Below are 16,706 nucleotides of genomic sequence, written 5' to 3' on the forward strand. Positions count from 1 at the left end.
TCCGATCTACCGAACGCCAAGTTGGGTGCGTTGGACGCACCCAACGCCACATTGGGTGCGTTGGACGCACCCAACGCCACATTGGGGCGCTTGAGTCAGTCCGTGACGCCGTCGGCCTCGGCGGCCTTGGCCACCGCGGCCGCGACCTCGGGGGCCACGCGCGGGTCGAGCGGCGACGGGACGATCCGGTCCGGGCCGAGGTCGTCCATCGCCACCGACACGATCGCCTCGGCGGCGGCCAGCTTCATGTTCTCGGTGATCGCCCGCGCGCCCGAGTCGAGCGCACCGCGGAAGACGCCCGGGAAGGCCAGCACGTTGTTGATCTGGTTCGGGAAGTCGCTCCGCCCGGTCGCCACGATCGACGCGTACCGCGCGGCCACGGCCGGGTGCACTTCCGGGTCCGGGTTGGACAGCGCGAACACGATGCCGCCGCCCGCCATGCGGCCCAGCAGCGACTCGTCGATCGTCGCGCCCGAGAGGCCGAGGAACACGTCCGCGCCCTCCAGCGCCTCCGCCAGCCCGCCCTTCAGGCCGGCCTGGTTCGTCGTCGCGGCCAGGCGTTCCTTGACCGGGTTCAGGCCCTCGCGGCCGGAGTGGATGATGCCGCGGGAGTCGAGCACGGTGACGTCGCCGATGCCCGCTTCCTGCAGGATCTTCGCGCAGGCCACGCCCGCCGCGCCGGCGCCGGAGACGACCACGCGCTGGTCGGCGATCGCCCGGTCGAGGACCAGGTTGGCGCCGCGCAGAGCGGCCAGCGTCACGATCGCCGTGCCGTGCTGGTCGTCGTGCATGACCGGGCAGTCCAGGGCTTCCTTGAGCTTGTCCTCCAGCTCGAAGCACCGCGGCGCGGAGACGTCCTCGAGGTTGACCGCCCCGAACGACGGCCGCAGCCGCACCAGCGTCTCGACGATCTCGTCGACGTCGGTGGTGTCCAGCACCAGCGGGATCGAGTCGAGCCCGCCGAAGGTCTTGAAGAGCACCGACTTGCCCTCCATGACCGGCAGCGACGCGCTCGCGCCGATGTCACCGAGGCCGAGCACCGCCGTCCCGTCGCTGACCACGACGACCAGCCGGTCCGCCCACGTGTAGCGCTTGGCCTTGGCGGCGTCCTCGGCGATCGCGCGGCTCACCTTCGCCACCCCCGGGGTGTACGCGATCGAAAGGTCACGCGGGCTGGAAATCGGGCGGGTGGCCGCCACCGAGAGCTTGCCGCCCTCGTGCCCGGTGAAGATCTCTTCGTCGGTGACCGGCGCGACGGCGCCGGTGGGGTCGCTCATGGGGTTTCCTGTCGTCGTTTCCGGTATTCCCCGGTGGGAATGACGGAACTCACGGTTCGGACTGAGGTCACTGGAATTTCTCCTGGGCATGCGAGCTGGGACCACGGTCCACAGGGGGAAACCGTGGGGGATTCCCGGCACGGCAGCCCAGCGCGGTAGCGCCGGCCTGTCGGCGAGGCGTCACGTCGGCCATCGGTGCCGTGGGTCTGGCGATGGCCGCGGACGCGGCGGTCCGGCCATTGTGACAGGTCCCGTGCCGCGGGTGACCCCTCGGTGCGGTTGATGTCACACCGGCGCCCTTTTCCCGGCAATTCCCAAGACGTCCGTCCGGTTTTGTAAGGCGCCCGATAAGGTGACGCCATGCAATTCCGCCGGCTGCGCGTCCCGGACGCCTACGAGTTCTCCCCCCGGGCGTTCCCCGACGACCGGGGCCTGTTCGTCGCCCCCTTCCAGGAGGACGCCTTCCAAGCGGCGGTCGGCCACCCGTTGCGGCTCGGCCAGGTGAACCACAGCGTGTCCCGGCGCGGCACGATCCGCGGCATCCACTTCGCCGACACCCCGCCCGGCCAGGCCAAGTACATCTACTGCCCGCGTGGCTCGCTGCTCGACGTCGTGATCGACCTCCGCGTCGGGTCCCCGACCTTCGGCCAGTGGGACACGGTCGTGCTCGACTCGCGCGAGTTCCGCGCCATGTACATCGCGGAAGGCCTGGGCCACGGCTTCGCCGCCCTCGAAGACGACACCGTGATGTCGTACTTCTGCTCGGAGCCCTACAACCCCACCGGCGAGCACGGCATCACCCCGCTGGACCCGGCGCTGAACCTGCCCTGGCCCGCGGACATCGAGCCGGTCCTGTCGGCCAAGGATCGCGACGCGCCTACCCTCGCCGAAGCCGTCGAACAGGGCCTGCTCCCGCAGTACGACGACTGCGTCGCCTTCTACGACAAGCTCCGCTCGGCGAACTGACCAACCTCCGGCCACCAGGCCGCTTGCCTAGGTAGTAAGCGCGCATATAGTCTGCCTGCATGGCAGATTACGAGTACGAGCACAGCGAGACGTCCGCCGCCCCCGCCGCCGCGATCTGGCCGCTCTGGGCCGACACCGGACGCTGGCCGGAGTGGGACGCCGGGGTCCGGTCGGTGGTCCTCGACGGCCCGTTCACGGTCGGGACCAGCGGCACGATGACGATGGACGGCAGGCCGCCGATCCCGTTCACCCTCACCGAGGTCACCGAAGGCCGCAGCTTCACCGACGAAACCCGGCTGCCGGACGCGTTCCTGCGGTTCGAGCACGTGCTGACCGACGTCGAGGGCGGCACGCGGATCACCTACCGCGTCACCGTCGACGGCCCGGACGGCTTCGGCGAGCAGGTGACCGAAGACACTCCCGACGCCATGCGCGCGCTGGCCCGGCTCACTGAGGCAAGCTCACGGGTATGACGGCCCCGGAGTCCCGCCTGCCCGGCCCCGAGCGCAGCCCCGGCTTCCTGCTGTGGCGCGTGACACTGGCCTGGCAGCGGGCGATGCGGGCCGCGCTGGCCCCGCACGACCTCACGCACGTCCAGTTCGTGCTGCTGACCACGACGTGGTGGCTCACCCGCTCGGGCGAGCCACCGACCCAGCGGCAGCTCGCCGACCAGGCCGGCACCGACACGATGATGACCAGCCAGGTGGTGCGCAAGCTCGCCGGCCGCGGCCTGCTGGCGCGCGCCGACGACCCGGCCGACGCCCGCGCGAAGCGCCTGCAAGTCACCCCGGCCGGCCTCGAACTGGTCGCGAAGGCGCTGAAGGACGTCGAGGCCGCGGACGCCGAGTTCTTCGCGGCCACCGACGACGGCTTCGTCGACGCGCTGGCCCGCCTCGGCCCCTGACCGGATCCCGGGGCTTCCCTGGGGACCATCCCGGATGTCCCGGCCGCGCGATCCGAGCAGGCTCACCGCCATGAAACTTCTCGCACTGGGGGCGGCCGCGGTCGCACTGGCCTTGCTGCCGGGCACCGCGGCCGCGGACGAACTTCCGACGTTCGACTTCACCGACTGCCCGGCGCCGCCCGCGAACGCCGACCCGGGCACGTGGCGCTGCGAAGCCTTTGTCTCACAAGGAAAGCTGACGATCGGTGCCCAGGAGATTCCGCTGGGCGAAATGCGGCTGACGTTCAGCGAAGGCCGGGTGAACGGCCAGTACGCGCAGGTGTTCGGCGCGCTGCGGCACGAACCGGTGCGGGTGCCCGGCCTGGCCGGCACGACGCTCCAGCTGCGCTACGGCGGCTCTTCGGACTTCCAGGGCAACGACGAGCGCCGCGGCGAGCTCGACGTCTACGCCGTGCTGCGGCACCCGTTGCTGCGCAAGGGATGCAGCATCGGCACGGCGGCCGCGCCGCTGCACACCGTCGTCCACGACGACCCGGCGCTGCCGCCGACCGTGCTGTCCAGGAACCCGCCGACGTTCCACTTCGGTGTCGTCGACCCAGCGCTGGCGCTCCCGGCGACGCAGGGCTGCGGCCCGCTCGGCAATCTCGTCGACCGGAAGCTGGGGCTGCCGTCGGCGTCCGTGTTCCACCAGACGACGTACGTGCAGTACAAGCAGCTCTAACGCTTCTTCGGCGTCACCCAGATGGTGATCGTCCCGGTGACCACGGGCCGGCCCTTGGCGTCCGAAATGGTCACCGGGACGTCGAGGTCGAAGCCGTCGTCGCCGAACTCCGGCAGCTCCGGCAGGGCCGCCACCGCGCGCAGGCCCGTCTCGGCCTTCGCGACGTACCGGACGTTCATGCCCTTCGGCAGCCAGCGGTGCGTGGTGGGGACGGTCGCCTCGGCGAGCATGCCCATCGCGATCTCGGCGAGGTTGCAGGCGGCGATCGCGTGAAACGTGCCGATGTGGTTGTGCACACCCCACCACTTCGGCGCGGTCACCTCGCAGTGGCCGGGCCGCAGCTCGCGCACCGACGGCAGCACCGTGCGGAAGTACGGCACCCGCAGGCACATCGCGGCGCTGAACAGCGGTTTTCCGATCGGCTTCCCGGCCAGCCGGTGCCACATCGCGAACGTCGGCGTCTCGGGCATGAAGGTCTCCTCGAACTAAGCTACCGTTCAGTAGCTAAGCAGACGGCCAGCCGCCGCGCAAACCGCCGGATATATTCGGGCGCGTGACCAACCGTCTCTTCCTCCTCCGGCACGGGCAGACCGAATGGTCGCTGAACGGGCGGCACACCGGCCGCACGGACATCCCGCTGACGCCGGCGGGCGAAGGCCAGGCCCGCGCCGCGGGCGGCACCCTCCGCAGCCTGGTGGGCGGCCCGTCGCTGGTGCTGTCGAGCCCGCGGGCCCGGGCGCTGCGCACGGCCGCGCTGGCCGGGCTGCGCGTCGACGAAGTCACCGAAGACCTCGCCGAGTGGGACTACGGCGACTACGAAGGCGTCACCACCCCGAAGATCCGGGAAACCGTGCCCGGCTGGACGGTGTGGACCCACCCGAGCCCGGGCGGCGAAAGCGCTTCGGACGTCTCGGCCCGTGCGGACCGCGTGCTGGAGCGCGCCCGGCGCGAGATCGAGGCCGGGGACGTCATCCTGGTGGGACACGGGCACTTCAGCCGCGTGCTGGTGGCCCGCTGGCTCGCCCTGCCCGCCACCGCCGGCGTCCACTTCGGACTCGACGCGGCCGGCATCGCGGTGCTCGGCGACGAGCGCGGCGAACCCCAGATCGAACACCTCAACCTGCTGCCCGCGGAGGACTGACGTGCCCGACGACCGCATCCGCCGGATCCGCCCTTCGGACGTCGAAGCGGCGGTCGGCCTGGCCTACGAACTGGCGGAGTACGAGCGCGCGCCGGACGAGTGCCACCTGACCCCGGCCCAGCTGCACGCCGCTCTGTTCGGGGACGAGCCGAAGCTGTTCGGGCACGTGGCCGAAGTGGACGGCGAGATCGTCGGCTTCGCGGTCTGGTTCTTGAACTACTCGACGTGGCGTGGGGTGCACGGGATCTACCTGGAGGACCTGTACGTCCGGGAGTCCCAACGCGGTTCCGGCCTGGGCAAGGCCCTGCTGGCGGCCTTGGCGGCCGAGTGCGTCGCGAACGGCTACGCGCGGCTCGAGTGGTCGGTCCTGGACTGGAACCCGGCAACGGAGTTCTACAAGGCCCTGGGCGCGGTCCCCATGGACGAGTGGACGGTCAACCGCCTCACCGACGAGCCCCTGAAGGCCCTGACCGCCCAAGCGTAACTCGCGTGATCAGACCCGGATCTCGCGTGATTGGGGCCGTAACTCGCGAGTTACGGCCCCAATCACGCGAATTACGGGCTCAATCACGCCGGTTACGGGTTCAGTCCTCTTCGTGGCCTTCGCGCTCGGCACGGCGGCCGGCGAGGCCGCCGCGTTCGGCCGCCTCGGTCTCCGTCTCGCCCTCGCGGAGGCCGAGGGCCCAGGCCCGGGACGGCCGCCGGAACAGCAGGGCCAGGGCCGCGATGCCCAGCAGCGCGATCGGGACGCCCCACAGCGGCTCGCCGGACGGGCCCAGCAGGTACCAGCCGAGCCCGATCACGATCAGCGCGATCACCACACCCGGCGAGCGCGCCCACGTCTGGCCCAGCACCAGCCCGGCCGACGCGGCCAGGAACGCCAGCGCCACCACGATGAACGTGCCCGACTCGACGAAGACGTTGTTGCCGGGCTGCGCGGGCGCACCCAGGCCGTTCACCAGCACGACCACCCCGAACACCAGCAGGGCGAGCGACGGCACCGCGGTGACCACGCCGGCCAGCCGGACCTCACGGGGAGCGGGCGAGAGCTTCACTGCGGCGGCCTTCCGGGAGCACTTTTCGGCGGACACTTTTTCGGCGAACACAGTGGACTCCACCAGGGCGAGTCACCGTGCGTGAGCTCTTTCGATCGTATGCCACCCGGTCGGCCGTTTTCGCGGGACCGCCCCGGCGTCGAAAATCAAGATGTCGTCGATGAGCGGGCGGTCGGCCCGGGTGCACTTGTCACGACGAGCGGACACTCGCGCGTGAAGGAGGACCGCCCGGCACAGGGTCTCGTAGGTGCTGTTCCCGGGGTTGCGCCCGTCACCATGCGGCGCCGGAAGGTTCTCGGGCCGCCGGAAGTCACTTACTCTGCGGTAATGCGCGCAATCCTCGTCGTGAACCCCCAGGCCACCTCGACCACCGCGGGTGGCCGGGACGTGCTGGCGCACGCGCTCGCCAGCCAGGTCAAGCTCGACGTGGTCGAGACGGACTACCGCGGCCACGCGATGGCCGTCGCGCGCTCGGCCGCGCGGGACGGCATCGACCTGGTCGTGGCGCACGGCGGCGACGGCACGGTCAACGAGGTCGTGAACGGCCTGCTGGCCGACGCTGTGCCATCCGGGGCCTCGCCCCGGGCCGAGGGCTCCGCCACCCGGACCCCCCGAAGCGGTGGTGGAGATCCGTCCGAAATCGGGCGAGTGCCCGCGCTGGGTGTCGTACCCGGCGGCTCGGCCAACGTCTTCGCGCGCGCCCTCGGCATTTCAGCCGACTCCTTCGAGGCCACCCACCAGCTGCTCAACGCGCTGGAGAACGACCGCTCGCGCCGGGTCGGGCTCGGCCTGGCCGACGGGCACTGGTTCACCTTCAACGCCGGCCTCGGCTGGGACGCCGACGTCGTCGGCCGGGTCGCCAAGCGCCGCGGCAAGCAGACCACCGCCGGCCTGTACCTGCGGGCCGCCGTCCGGTCGTACTTCCGGCCGCCGCTGGGCCGGCCGGCCCTCACGATCCGCGTCCCGGGCGAAGACCCGGTCGAGGCGCTGACCGCTTTCGTGTCGAACACCGATCCGTGGAGCTACCTGGGCGAGCGTGCCGTCCACCTCAACCCGGGTTGCTCGTTCGAGACGGGATTGGGGTTGTTCGCGCTGAACGGTCTGGGGTTGCCCACGGTGTTCAAGCATGTACGCCAAGCTTTGGCTACGAAGAGCAACCAGCGGGGCCGGCGTCTCGTGCGTCACGATGACCTGCCGATGATCCGCATCGACGCAGCTGAACCGGTAAACTTCCAGGTGGACGGCGACCTCGTCGGCCAGCGGACTCGAGTCGAATTCTTCAGCGTCCCGAATGCACTCACGGTAATCGTGTGACGACGGGACCGCTGATCGCCTGCGGCAAAGTGCCAGGTGCCGTTCGTCGACGGAGAAGCTCCACTCAGCGCATCAGCCTTTCCTTCGGACGGCTGTTTCGGAGAGAAACCGCAGGTCAGAGGCGTCGCTCGGCCGGGTGACCTGACTCACCGATCTCCCGGAAACCCTTGTCGAAAGCGGTGCTTCGTGAAAGCATTCACAAGCACCCAAGAACACGACCGCCATTGACGACTGTGGCGCGGCCTTCCCGCGCCATATGAAGGAGCTCACGAACATGGACTGGCGCCACGACGCGGCCTGCCGAGACGAGGACCCCGAGCTGTTCTTCCCGGTGGGAACCAGCGGTCCTGCTCTGTCGCAGGTTGCTCAGGCGAAGGCCGTGTGCCACCGCTGCCCCTCCGCTTCCGACTGCCTGGCCTGGGCTCTGGCCAGCGGCCAGGACGCGGGCGTGTGGGGCGGTATGAGCGAGGACGAGCGACGCGCTCTCAAGCGCCGCCGTACGCACATCGGCACGCGTACCAACGCCTGAGTTTCTCGAGATCCACCCAGGCCGAGCAGGAATTTCACCCGGCGGGCATTCGTCGTGCCCACGCCGTCTGGGGTGATACCTACCCGGCTTGAGCTTAACAACCGAGGCGAAACCACCTGGCAATGGGTGCGCTGAAACCTCACCGGGACTTCAAGTCCTCCCGCAAGCGCTGAACGGCCCGGCACCACGCACCTGGTGCCGGGCCTTCATCGTGTCGAATCAGAGGCGGCGGGACAGCGGGATGCGGAGCGCAGCTTCCGTGCCCGTCACGCGGGTCGACGACGTCTCCGTCCGCACCTTCCGCAGCGAAAGCGAGCCCCGCAGCTCGGACTCCACCAGCGTCCGGACGATCTGCAGCCCGAGCCCGTCCGAACGCTCCAGCGAGAACCCCGACGGCAGGCCCCGCCCGTTGTCGCGGATGACGACGTCCAGCCACCGCGCCGAACGCTCCACGATCAGCTCGACCTTGCCCGGCCGGCCCGCCGGGAACGCGTGCTCGACCGCGTTCTGCACCAGCTCGGCCAGCACCATCACCAGCGGCGTCGCGATCTCCGCGACCACCACCCCGAACGAGCCCTTCCGCGACAGCCCGACCTGCGATTCCGCCGTCGCGACCTCGCCGACCATCGGCAGCACGTTGTCGAGCAGCTTGTCGAGGTCGACGCGCTCGTCGACCGAGATCGACAGCGCCTCGTGCACCAGCGCGATCGACGTCACCCGGCGCACGGACTCCGCCAGGGCGAGCCGCGCCTCCTCCGACGTCGTCCGCCGGGACTGCAGCCGCAGCAGCGCCGCCACCGTCTGGAGGTTGTTCTTCACCCGGTGGTGGATCTCACGGATCGTCGCGTCCTTCGACAGCAACGCCCGGTCCCGCCGCTTCACCTCGGTGACGTCCCGGACCAGCACCAGCGCGCCCGCCGCCTGCCCGGCCGGCCGCAGCGGCAGCGCGCGGAAGAGCACCACCGCGCCGCGCCGCGAATCGGCCTCCGTCCGGCTCGACGGCTTCCCGTCGAGGGCCTCGATGATCCGGTGGGACACCTCGGTCGCGTCGAACGGGTCGCGGATCAGCGACCTCGTCAGCGGCGCCAAGCGCGTCCCGACCAGGTCGGACTCGTGCCCCATCCGGTGGTACGCGGACAACCCGTTCGGGCTCGCGAACACGACCGTGCCGCTCGAATCCAGGCGGATCAGCCCGTCGCCGACCCGCGGGGACGTGTGCGTGTCGGTCGCGTTCGTGCCGTTCGGCGGGAACGTGCCGTCGACGATCATCTGGCACAGGTCGCCGGCACTGCCCAGGTATGCGATCTCCAGCGGCGACGGCACCCGCGGCGCGGCCAGGTTCGTCTCGCGGCTCAGCACGGCGATGACCTCGTCGTGGAACCGCACCGGGATCGCTTCCCGCCGCATCGGCAGGTCGCGGTACCAGTGCGGGTCCTCCTCGCGGCAGATCCGCACCTCGCGCATGGCCTTCGCCAGCTGCGGGTGCTCCTGGACGGTGAACCGCGTGCCGACGACGTCCTCGGGGTGCGCGGTCGGCGCCGTCGTGGGCCGCGCGTGCGCGACGCAGACGAAGTCGCCGCCGTCCGGCTGCAGCTCCTCGGTCACCGGGACCCAGAGCAGGAAGTCCGCGAAAGACAGGTCGGCCAGCAGCTGCCACTCGGCGACGACGGTCTGCAGGTGGTCCGCCGCTTCTCCGGGGAGGCCGGTGTTGTCGGCGAGCAGTTCGGCGAGCGTGGACACGGCGTTACTCGACCACCCCGAGCAGGTCACCCTGCTGGACCCGGTCACCCTTCGCCACGGCGAGGCTGGTCAGCGTGCCCGCGCGTTCGCTCACGGCGGGTAGCTCCATCTTCATCGACTCCAGGATCAACACGGTGTCACCGGCGTTCAGCGCGGCGCCGGGCGTGGCCACGACCTCGAGCACCGTGCCGACCATTTCGGCCCTGATCTCGGCCATCGACACCCTCCTCGCGCTCGCCCGACCACCCCATCCAACCAGAACGGGACGTCATGACACACTTGAGAGGTTGACCAGCTTTGACGACGAGGAGTGAGCATGTCGAAGCGCGCCCGCAAGCGTCGCGACCGGAAGAAGAACGGCGCGAACCACGGCAAGAAGCCCAACGCCTGAGCGTTCGGCATGACGAAGGCCCCCACACGGCTCGTGCGGGGGCCTTCGTAGTGCTCGGGTGCGTTATTCGGAGCGCTGCTCGAGGGTGATCTCGGTGCGTTCCACGGTGACGCCGCCGCGGGAGGCGACGGTCTGCCGGATCGACGCGCGCAGCCGGCTCTTCAGCTCGGCCGGGGCGTGGTCACCGCCGCACTTGCGGGCCAGCAGCTGCTTGATGTGCTCGTCGATGCCGTACTCCTCGAGGCACGGCGGGCAGTCCTCGATGTGGGCGCGCAGGGCGGCGTCCCGCTCGGGGCTGCACTCGCGGTCGAGCAGCAGGTAGATGTCGGCGAGCGCCTCTTCGCAGCGGACCTTGTCCGACGCGCCCTCGCACATGTCGCTCATCGCCCCGCCACCTCCTCCTTGGCACCCCGGATGAAGCCGCGCTCCCGCGCCACGTCGGCGAGCAGGTCGCGCAGCTGGGCGCGGCCGCGGTGCAGACGGGACATCACGGTGCCGATGGGCGTGTCCATGATCTCGGCGATCTCCTTGTACGCGAAGCCCTCGACGTCGGCCAGGTAGACGGCCAGCCGGAACTCCTCGGGCAGCTTCTGCAGGGCGGCCTTGACGTCGGTGTCGGGCAGATTGTCCATCGCCTCGACCTCGGCCGACCGGAGCCCGCTGGAGGTGTGGCTCTCCGCCTTGGCGATCTGCCAGTCGGTGATCTCCTCGGTGGGCGCCTGCACCGGCTGCCGCTGCCGCTTGCGGTACCCGTTGATGTAGGTGTTGGTCAGGATGCGGTACATCCAGGCCTTGAGGTTCGTGCCGGCCTTGAAGGACGCGAAGGCGGCGTACGCCTTCAGGTAGGTCTCCTGGACCAGGTCCTCGGCATCGGCGGGGTTGCGGGTCATCCGCATCGCGGCCGAGTACAGCTGGTCGAGCAGCGGCATCGCGTCCCGCTCGAAGCGCTCGGCGCGCTCGGCCTCGGTCGCTTCTTCCGGCGCTGAGTTCTGCGTGCTCGGCAAACCGTTCCCTTCCCGCTCGGCGTCGATGCGCGTGCGCGCATACGGCGGACCCGAGTTTACGCGGGGACCGGGCACGCCGCGGTTCGCCGGTGCCTCGGGACGGCGGCGGCTGCGTGAGCGTGTGGTGGCGAGCGTTGTTGTCACGTCCCGTACAACCGATCGGGGGGATCGGGCATTCCCTAGACTTCCGCCATGGCTGGCAAAGGCACCCCGGCGACGGCGTTGCTGGGGAAGCAGAAAGTGGCGCACACGCTGCACGCTTACGACCACGACCCGCGCGCGGAGTCGTACGGGCTGGAGGCTGTGGAGGCCCTCGGCCTGGACCGCGCGCGCGTGTTCAAGACGCTGGTCGCCGAGGTGGACGGCAAGTTGGTGGTGGGCGTGGTGCCGGTCACCGGCCAGCTGGACCTCAAGGCCCTGGCGGCCGCGGCGGGCGGCAAGAAGGCGAAGATGGCCGACCCGGCGGCCGCCCAGCGGGCGACGGGGTACGTGCTGGGCGGAATCTCCCCGCTGGGCCACCGCAGCCGGCTGCCGGTGGTGATCGACGCCTCGGCGGAGGGGTTCGAGACGGTGTTCTGCTCGGCGGGCCGGCGAGGGCTGGAGGTGGAACTGGCCCCGGGCGAGCTGATCCGGCTGACCGGCGCGGTGGTGGCCCCGATCGGGGCCTGAGTCAGGCCAGCGGCCGCAGCACCCGCGACAGCCACTCGGTCGCCGCCCGCGAGATCGTCTCCAAATCCTTCCCCAGGCTGTGGTCGCCGTCCACCAGCACCAGCTCCTGGTGAGGCCCCGGTTTCGGCCGCCCGAACGGGTCGCGCTCCCCCTGGATCACCAGCGTCGGGACCTCGACCGCGTCGAACTCCGGCTGGCGGGTCTTCTCCGGCCGGCCCGGGGGGTGCTCCGGGAACGCCAGGCACAGCACCGCCACCGCCTGCCCCGCCGACGCCGTCCGGCAGGCGACTCGCGCGCCCGAAGACCGGCCGCCGAACACGAACGGCAGGCCGTCGAAGCGCTCCGACAGGTCGTCCGCCACCGTCAGCCACGCCGTGTCCAGCTGGTTCGCCGGGGCCGGTGCGCGGCGGCCCGCCACCCGGTACGGCTGCTCGACCAGCGCCACGTGCACGTCCGCCGCCTGCGCCGCGCGCGTCACCGCCACCAGGTCCTTCGCCCCGAGGCCACCGCCCGCGCCGTGGCCGAGCATCAGCACCGCTTCGCCCTCTTCGGCGCAGTGCAGGTAGACCCGCGCCGGGCCGTAGGCGGTCTCGATCGGGATGGCCGTCATGGCTTCGGCGCGTCGAACAGCGCGCTCTCCTGCGCCGGGTCGACCCGGTCCAGCAGCTCGGGGCCGTTGTTGCGGACGTTGTTGACCTTGTTCGAGATCGGCCGCAGCTCCAGCGACGCCACGATCTCCTCCGGCGTCGGCACCAGCAGGTCGGTGACGTCTTCGCGGTCCGGGTCCAGCCAGCCGTCCCAGTGCGAGCGCGGCACGATCAGCGGCATCCGGTGGTGGACGTCGGTGAGCTGGCCGGCCGCGTCGGTCGTGATGATCGAGAACGTGATCAGCGGCGACGCCTTGTCGTCGTCCTTGGGCCGCCAGCTCTCCCAGATCCCGCCGAACGCGATCGACGAACCGTCGGGAGAAGTCATGTAGAACGGCTCCTTCTCCTTGCCCGTGCGGCGCCACTCGAACCAGCCGTCGGCCGGCACCAGGCAGCGGCGCGACACCAGCGCGCGGCGGAAGGCGGGCTTCTCGGCGGCCGTCTCGGCGCGCGTGTTGATCATCCGCGAGCCGACCGACGGGTCCTTGGCCCAGAACGGCACCAGGCCCCACTTCATCATCCGCAGCGAGCGCTCGGCGGGCTCGTCCTCGAGCACCTGGCCGTCTTCGTCACGCGGGTGCCGCTGCACGACCGTGACCACGTTCTTCGTCGGCGCCACGTTGTGGTCCGCCCGCGCGCGTCCCTCCGTGAGGTCGATCGCCTCGAACTCCTCGATCAGCTTCGCCGGGTCCTTCGTGGCGGCGTAGCGCCCGCACATCCCAACCTCCTCGTGCCGAAGCAGCCATCGTTACACGCAGGCCAGGGCCCTGGCGAGCGGCGTGGGATCATTCGGGTGGGTACCGGCGCACGAGAGGACGAGGGTTTGGCGCGCAACGACTGGAGCAAGCTGGACGAGTCCGACGTCCGCGTGCGTCCGGGCAAGGGCAGCCGGCCCCGCAGCAAGCGCCGCCCCGAGCACGCCGACGCCGTCACGGCCATGGTCATCGGCAAGGACCGCGGCCGCTGGACCTGCGCGGTCGACGCCGATCCGGGCCGGGTGATCACCGCGATGCGCGCCCGCGAGATGGGCCGGACCCCGGTGGTCGTCGGCGACCGGGTCGGCATCGTCGGGGACGTCTCCGGCAAGCCGGACACCCTCGCGCGGATCGTCCGGGTCGACGAGCGCACCAGCTCGCTGCTGCGCACGGCCGACGACACCGACCCGTACGAGCGGCTGGTCGTCGCGAACGCCGAGCGCCTGCTGATCGTCACCGCGCTGGCCGACCCGCCGCCGCGCACCGGCTTCATCGACCGCTGCCTCGTCGCCTGCTACGCCGGTGGCGTCGAGCCGGTCCTCTGCCTGACGAAGGCCGACCTGGCCAGCCCGGACGAGCTCCTGGCCGGCTACGCGGGCCTGGACGTCCCGGCGATCGTGACCCGCTTCGACGAGGAGCCCGAAGGCCTCGCCGACATGCTCAAGGACCGCGTGACGGCCCTGGTCGGCCACTCCGGTGTCGGCAAGTCGACATTGGTCAACCGCCTGGTCCCCGCCGCCGAACTGGCCACCGGCGTGGTGAGCGCGGTCGGCAAGGGGCGCCACACGTCCGTGGCGGCGGTGGCGCTGCCGCTGCCGGACGGCGGCTGGGTGATCGACACGCCCGGAGTGCGGTCGTTCGGGCTGGCCCACGTCACCGCGGACGACATCGTGGACGCCTTCGAGGAGTTCGCCGAAGCCGCCGAGGAGTGCCCGTCGGGCTGCGGGCACCTGGGCGCGCCCGAGGACCCGGACTGCGCGCTCGACGACGTCGTCACCGAGGGGAAGGCGAGCCCCGAGCGGCTCGCTTCGCTGCGACGTCTGCTGGCGTCGCGCGGCGGCCACGATGTGACTCGCGCCACCGAATCCTGAGGCAACCGGGAACCGATCGCGGATCGTCACCGTCACATCGGTAACCATTCGCCCGTTCGGGCGATATGCCGAGCGGAAGATCCGATCCTGAGGGGAACTCAATGCGCAAGACCACCTTGGTCGCCGCGGGTGCCGCGCTGGTGCTCACGCTGACCGCCTGCAGCGGCAACTCCGCTCCCGGCACCGCCGAACCCGCCGCCGCGGGCGGCCAGAGCCAGACCGACGGCCTCGCCTCGCCCTTCACCGACGCGATCAAGCTGGCGTCGGAGGCGAAGCAGGGCACCGAGAAGTCCAAGTCGGCGAAGTTCACCATGGAGGGCTCCGCCGGCGGCCAGACCATGACCGCTTCCGGCGCGATGGCCTTCGACGGCGCGAACACGAAGTTCTCGATGACCAGCACCGCGGCCGGCCAGACCACCGAGATGCGCATGGTCGACAAGGTCATGTACATCAAGCTGCCCGCCGAAGACCAGAAGCAGATGGGCACGGACAAGGCGTGGGCCAAGATCTCGGCCGACGGCACCGACCCGCTCTCGCAGGCACTGGGCGGCGCGCTGTCCAAGTCGGCGGAGCAGAGCGACCCGAGCAAGATGCTCGAGCAGATCTCCAAGACGGGCCGGATCGTCTCGTCCGACCAGACCGAGCTGAACGGCCAGAAGGTCAACCACTACAAGGTCGAGCTCGACGTCGCCAAGGCGATCGACCAGTTCACCGACCAGGTCCCGGCCGCGGCGCGCGACCAGCTCACCGAGAAGCTCAAGGGCAAGGACCTCAAGCTCCCGGCCGAGCTGTGGCTCGACAAGAACAACCTGCCGGTGCAGGTCACCATGGACCAGGGCCCGATGATGCAGGCGATGGGCGCGCCGGCCGGTGACGCCAAGTTCACGATGAAGTACACCGACTGGGGCACCCAGGTCGACGTGGCGGCCCCGCCGGCCGACCAGGTCGTCGACCTCGGCGAGCTGATGAAGAAGGCCGGCCGCTGACACCGGACGACGCTGAGTAGCGGCGGCTCCCCCGAACGAGATCGGGGGAGCCGCTGTGTTTTTGTGGGCGCCATGCGCAAAGCCGCCGTGGTGCTGCTGTTCGCCCTGCTCGCCGGAGCGTGCTCCGACCCACCGCCCCGCCCGGCGTTCGAGGACGCGCGAGCACTCGCGGACGCGGCGACGACGGCCACGACGAACGGCGGCTCGGCGAAGTTCGGCACGGACATCGCGGTCGGCTCGGTCCGCTCGAAGGGCCAGGGCCAGGCGCGCTTCGGCGCAGGTGGGACGGCCCAGTCGCTGACGACGGACTTCCTCGGCGAGCCGGTGGAACTGCGGCAGGTGGCCGGAAAGCTGTACGCGAAGGTGCCGGAGGGCTCCCGCGACGAGGTCGGCAGTGGGAAGCCGTGGATCGTGGTGGCGGCGGACGGGACGGACCCGTTTTCCCAGGTCCTCGGCGGCAGCTTGACCCAGCTGGCGGAGCAGAACGACCCGGCCCACACACTGGGCGAGATCCGCACGGCGGGCACGATCATCGCGGCCGAGCGCGGCCACCTGAACGGGGCGCCGGCGGAGCACTACCGCGTGGACCTGGACCTGGCCCGCTTGGGCACGGACCTGCCGGCGGGCCTCCCCCCGGACGCGGCGGCCCAGGTGGGCGGCAAGTTCCCGGTGGAGCTGTGGCTCGACGAGGCACACCGGCCGGTGCAGATAGTGCTGGACCTGACACCAATCCTGCCGGGCGCCGAGGCGCGCATCACCACGCGCTATTCGGACTGGGGCACCCCGGTGGACATCCAGCCCCCGCCGGCGGGCGAGGTGGGCTAGTCACGCTTCGCCCGCGCGTCTGCCCTCGGCTCCGGCGAGGCCGGAGCTCCTTCAGCGCCTCACTGGCGGGAACGGCACGCGCACGCCGGACCGGCACCCTGCCCAGGCCTGCCCCGCCACCCCGATCCGAAGCCAGCACACGGCCGGTAGTGCCGGGTCAAGACACGCCTTCCCACCTCGACCCGGCACGCGCACGCCGGACCGGCACCCCACCCAGACCCCCCACCACCCCGATCCGAAGCCCAAACACGGCCGGTGGTGCCGGGTCAAGCCACGCTTTCCCGCCCTGAGCCGGCACGCGCACGCCGGACCGGCACCCTGCCCAGACCTCCCCCGCCACCCCGATCCGAAGCCAGCACGCGGCCGGTGGTGCCGGGTCAAGGCATCTTTCCCGCCTTGACGCGGTACCACCGGCCGTAGTGACAATCACGGCTTCGGGGTGGTGGGCACCAAGAACCGCCCGAGTCAGCTGCACTTCCAGGGCAGACCACCCGCCCCCAACAAACCCCCACCCACCACGGGCAGGGTTCCGGCAAAGTCGTGTCGTTGCAGGCAGGCACGGCTCTCGGTGGTGATCATGTGGGTGTCGAAGCCCGTGATCTGTGAGAGAGCTGTGCCTGCTGCTGCATCTTCTCCCATACCCGCTGTGCTGGCCCAGCTGGCCTCTGCCGACCTCGACCACGTAGCTGAC

Annotated in this window: 22 protein-coding genes; 13 read left to right on the forward strand and 9 right to left on the reverse strand. The window is 70.8% G+C overall.

Features of this window, described 5'->3' with window-relative positions; all coding sequences use genetic code 11:
• Positions 1–95: 95 nt before the first annotated feature.
• Positions 96–1,277 carry an NAD(P)-dependent malic enzyme gene (locus ACWEF6_RS40175; protein WP_449687760.1) on the reverse strand — a complete coding sequence of 394 codons (1,182 nt, stop codon included), beginning with the start codon at positions 1,275–1,277 and terminating at the stop codon, positions 96–98.
• Between the two features lie 360 nt (positions 1,278–1,637).
• On the opposite strand from ACWEF6_RS40175, the gene ACWEF6_RS40180 reads away from it, so the two are divergent.
• The 4 genes from ACWEF6_RS40180 to ACWEF6_RS40195 all read left to right on the forward strand — a co-directional run bounded on the left by ACWEF6_RS40180 (position 1,638) and on the right by ACWEF6_RS40195 (position 3,868).
• Positions 1,638–2,243 carry a dTDP-4-dehydrorhamnose 3,5-epimerase family protein gene (locus ACWEF6_RS40180; protein WP_449687761.1) on the forward strand — a complete coding sequence of 202 codons (606 nt, stop codon included), beginning with the start codon at positions 1,638–1,640 and terminating at the stop codon, positions 2,241–2,243.
• A gap of 59 nt (positions 2,244–2,302) precedes the next feature.
• Positions 2,303–2,716: an SRPBCC family protein gene (locus ACWEF6_RS40185; RefSeq protein WP_449687762.1), complete on the forward strand. Its 414-nt coding sequence runs from the start codon at positions 2,303–2,305 to the stop codon at positions 2,714–2,716.
• Complete coding sequence (locus tag ACWEF6_RS40190; protein WP_449687763.1) at positions 2,713–3,147, forward strand: MarR family winged helix-turn-helix transcriptional regulator; 435 nt, start codon at positions 2,713–2,715, stop codon at positions 3,145–3,147. Before ACWEF6_RS40185 ends, ACWEF6_RS40190 begins: the two co-directional genes overlap by 4 nt.
• Positions 3,148–3,217: 70 nt before the next feature.
• A complete protein-coding gene (locus tag ACWEF6_RS40195) occupies positions 3,218–3,868 on the forward strand; it encodes a hypothetical protein (RefSeq protein ID WP_449687764.1) in 651 nt (216 codons plus the stop codon).
• On the opposite strand, the gene ACWEF6_RS40200 is transcribed toward ACWEF6_RS40195, so the two are convergent.
• On the reverse strand, positions 3,865–4,338 hold the full coding sequence (locus tag ACWEF6_RS40200; RefSeq protein WP_449687765.1) for a hotdog fold domain-containing protein: 474 nt from the start codon (positions 4,336–4,338) through the stop codon (positions 3,865–3,867). The genes ACWEF6_RS40195 and ACWEF6_RS40200 overlap by 4 nt on opposite strands.
• Positions 4,339–4,421: 83 nt before the next feature.
• On the opposite strand from ACWEF6_RS40200, the gene ACWEF6_RS40205 reads away from it, so the two are divergent.
• A complete protein-coding gene (locus ACWEF6_RS40205; protein WP_449687766.1) occupies positions 4,422–5,009 on the forward strand; it encodes an acid phosphatase in 588 nt (195 codons plus the stop codon).
• 1 nt (position 5,010) lies between these two features.
• A complete protein-coding gene (locus tag ACWEF6_RS40210) occupies positions 5,011–5,493 on the forward strand; it encodes an N-acetyltransferase family protein (RefSeq protein ID WP_449687767.1) in 483 nt (160 codons plus the stop codon).
• Between the two features lie 100 nt (positions 5,494–5,593).
• Here the strand turns inward: ACWEF6_RS40210 and ACWEF6_RS40215 are convergent, their stop codons facing one another.
• Positions 5,594–6,064, reverse strand: coding sequence for a hypothetical protein (locus ACWEF6_RS40215; protein WP_449687774.1), 471 nt, complete (start codon positions 6,062–6,064; stop codon positions 5,594–5,596).
• Positions 6,065–6,391: 327 nt separating this feature from the next.
• Here ACWEF6_RS40215 and ACWEF6_RS40220 point away from each other — a divergent pair, with 327 nt between their 5' ends.
• Together ACWEF6_RS40220 and ACWEF6_RS40225 are read left to right on the forward strand one after the other, a co-directional pair.
• Positions 6,392–7,378, forward strand: coding sequence for a diacylglycerol/lipid kinase family protein (locus tag ACWEF6_RS40220; RefSeq protein WP_449687775.1), 987 nt, complete (start codon positions 6,392–6,394; stop codon positions 7,376–7,378).
• A gap of 274 nt (positions 7,379–7,652) precedes the next feature.
• A complete protein-coding gene (locus ACWEF6_RS40225; protein ID WP_043777259.1) occupies positions 7,653–7,907 on the forward strand; it encodes a WhiB family transcriptional regulator in 255 nt (84 codons plus the stop codon).
• 219 nt (positions 7,908–8,126) lie between these two features.
• Here ACWEF6_RS40225 and ACWEF6_RS40230 read toward each other — a convergent pair whose 3' ends face one another.
• Together ACWEF6_RS40230 and ACWEF6_RS40235 are read right to left on the reverse strand one after the other, a co-directional pair.
• Positions 8,127–9,647, reverse strand: a complete 1,521-nt coding sequence (locus tag ACWEF6_RS40230) for a sensor histidine kinase (protein ID WP_449687768.1) — start codon at positions 9,645–9,647, stop codon at positions 8,127–8,129.
• 4 nt (positions 9,648–9,651) lie between these two features.
• Positions 9,652–9,864: a biotin/lipoyl-binding carrier protein gene (locus ACWEF6_RS40235; protein ID WP_310973420.1), complete on the reverse strand. Its 213-nt coding sequence runs from the start codon at positions 9,862–9,864 to the stop codon at positions 9,652–9,654.
• A gap of 99 nt (positions 9,865–9,963) precedes the next feature.
• Here ACWEF6_RS40235 and ACWEF6_RS40240 point away from each other — a divergent pair, with 99 nt between their 5' ends.
• The gene (locus ACWEF6_RS40240) at positions 9,964–10,038 is read left to right on the forward strand and encodes a 50S ribosomal protein bL37 (protein ID WP_098515123.1); all 75 of its coding nucleotides are present in this window, start codon (positions 9,964–9,966) and stop codon (positions 10,036–10,038) included.
• 63 nt (positions 10,039–10,101) lie between these two features.
• Here ACWEF6_RS40240 and rsrA read toward each other — a convergent pair whose 3' ends face one another.
• Entirely contained in the window at positions 10,102–10,422 is a 321-nt protein-coding gene (gene rsrA, locus ACWEF6_RS40245) for a mycothiol system anti-sigma-R factor (protein ID WP_206790148.1), read from the reverse strand.
• Complete coding sequence (locus ACWEF6_RS40250) at positions 10,419–11,042, reverse strand: sigma-70 family RNA polymerase sigma factor (RefSeq protein ID WP_003059778.1); 624 nt, start codon at positions 11,040–11,042, stop codon at positions 10,419–10,421. The genes rsrA and ACWEF6_RS40250 overlap by 4 nt, the downstream gene beginning before the upstream one ends.
• A 192-nt stretch (positions 11,043–11,234) precedes the next feature.
• Between ACWEF6_RS40250 and ybaK the strand changes: the two genes are divergently transcribed.
• A complete protein-coding gene (gene ybaK / locus ACWEF6_RS40255; RefSeq protein ID WP_449687769.1) occupies positions 11,235–11,711 on the forward strand; it encodes a Cys-tRNA(Pro) deacylase in 477 nt (158 codons plus the stop codon).
• A 1-nt stretch (position 11,712) separates the two neighbouring features.
• On the opposite strand, the gene ACWEF6_RS40260 is transcribed toward ybaK, so the two are convergent.
• Positions 11,713–12,321 (reverse strand): alpha/beta hydrolase family protein, encoded by a 609-nt coding sequence (locus tag ACWEF6_RS40260; RefSeq protein WP_310973423.1) that lies wholly within the window; start codon positions 12,319–12,321, stop codon positions 11,713–11,715.
• On the reverse strand, positions 12,318–13,076 hold the full coding sequence (locus tag ACWEF6_RS40265; RefSeq protein WP_449687770.1) for an SOS response-associated peptidase: 759 nt from the start codon (positions 13,074–13,076) through the stop codon (positions 12,318–12,320). Before ACWEF6_RS40265 ends, ACWEF6_RS40260 begins: the two co-directional genes overlap by 4 nt.
• Positions 13,077–13,181: 105 nt before the next feature.
• Here ACWEF6_RS40265 and rsgA point away from each other — a divergent pair, with 105 nt between their 5' ends.
• The 3 genes from rsgA to ACWEF6_RS40280 all read left to right on the forward strand — a co-directional run bounded on the left by rsgA (position 13,182) and on the right by ACWEF6_RS40280 (position 16,015).
• Complete coding sequence (gene rsgA, locus ACWEF6_RS40270; protein WP_449687771.1) at positions 13,182–14,204, forward strand: ribosome small subunit-dependent GTPase A; 1,023 nt, start codon at positions 13,182–13,184, stop codon at positions 14,202–14,204.
• A gap of 101 nt (positions 14,205–14,305) precedes the next feature.
• Positions 14,306–15,190: a hypothetical protein gene (locus tag ACWEF6_RS40275; protein WP_449687772.1), complete on the forward strand. Its 885-nt coding sequence runs from the start codon at positions 14,306–14,308 to the stop codon at positions 15,188–15,190.
• 72 nt (positions 15,191–15,262) lie between these two features.
• A complete protein-coding gene (locus tag ACWEF6_RS40280) occupies positions 15,263–16,015 on the forward strand; it encodes a hypothetical protein (protein ID WP_449687773.1) in 753 nt (250 codons plus the stop codon).
• Positions 16,016–16,706: the final 691 nt, after the last annotated feature.

The organism is Amycolatopsis sp. NPDC004772 (genome assembly GCF_053601215.1).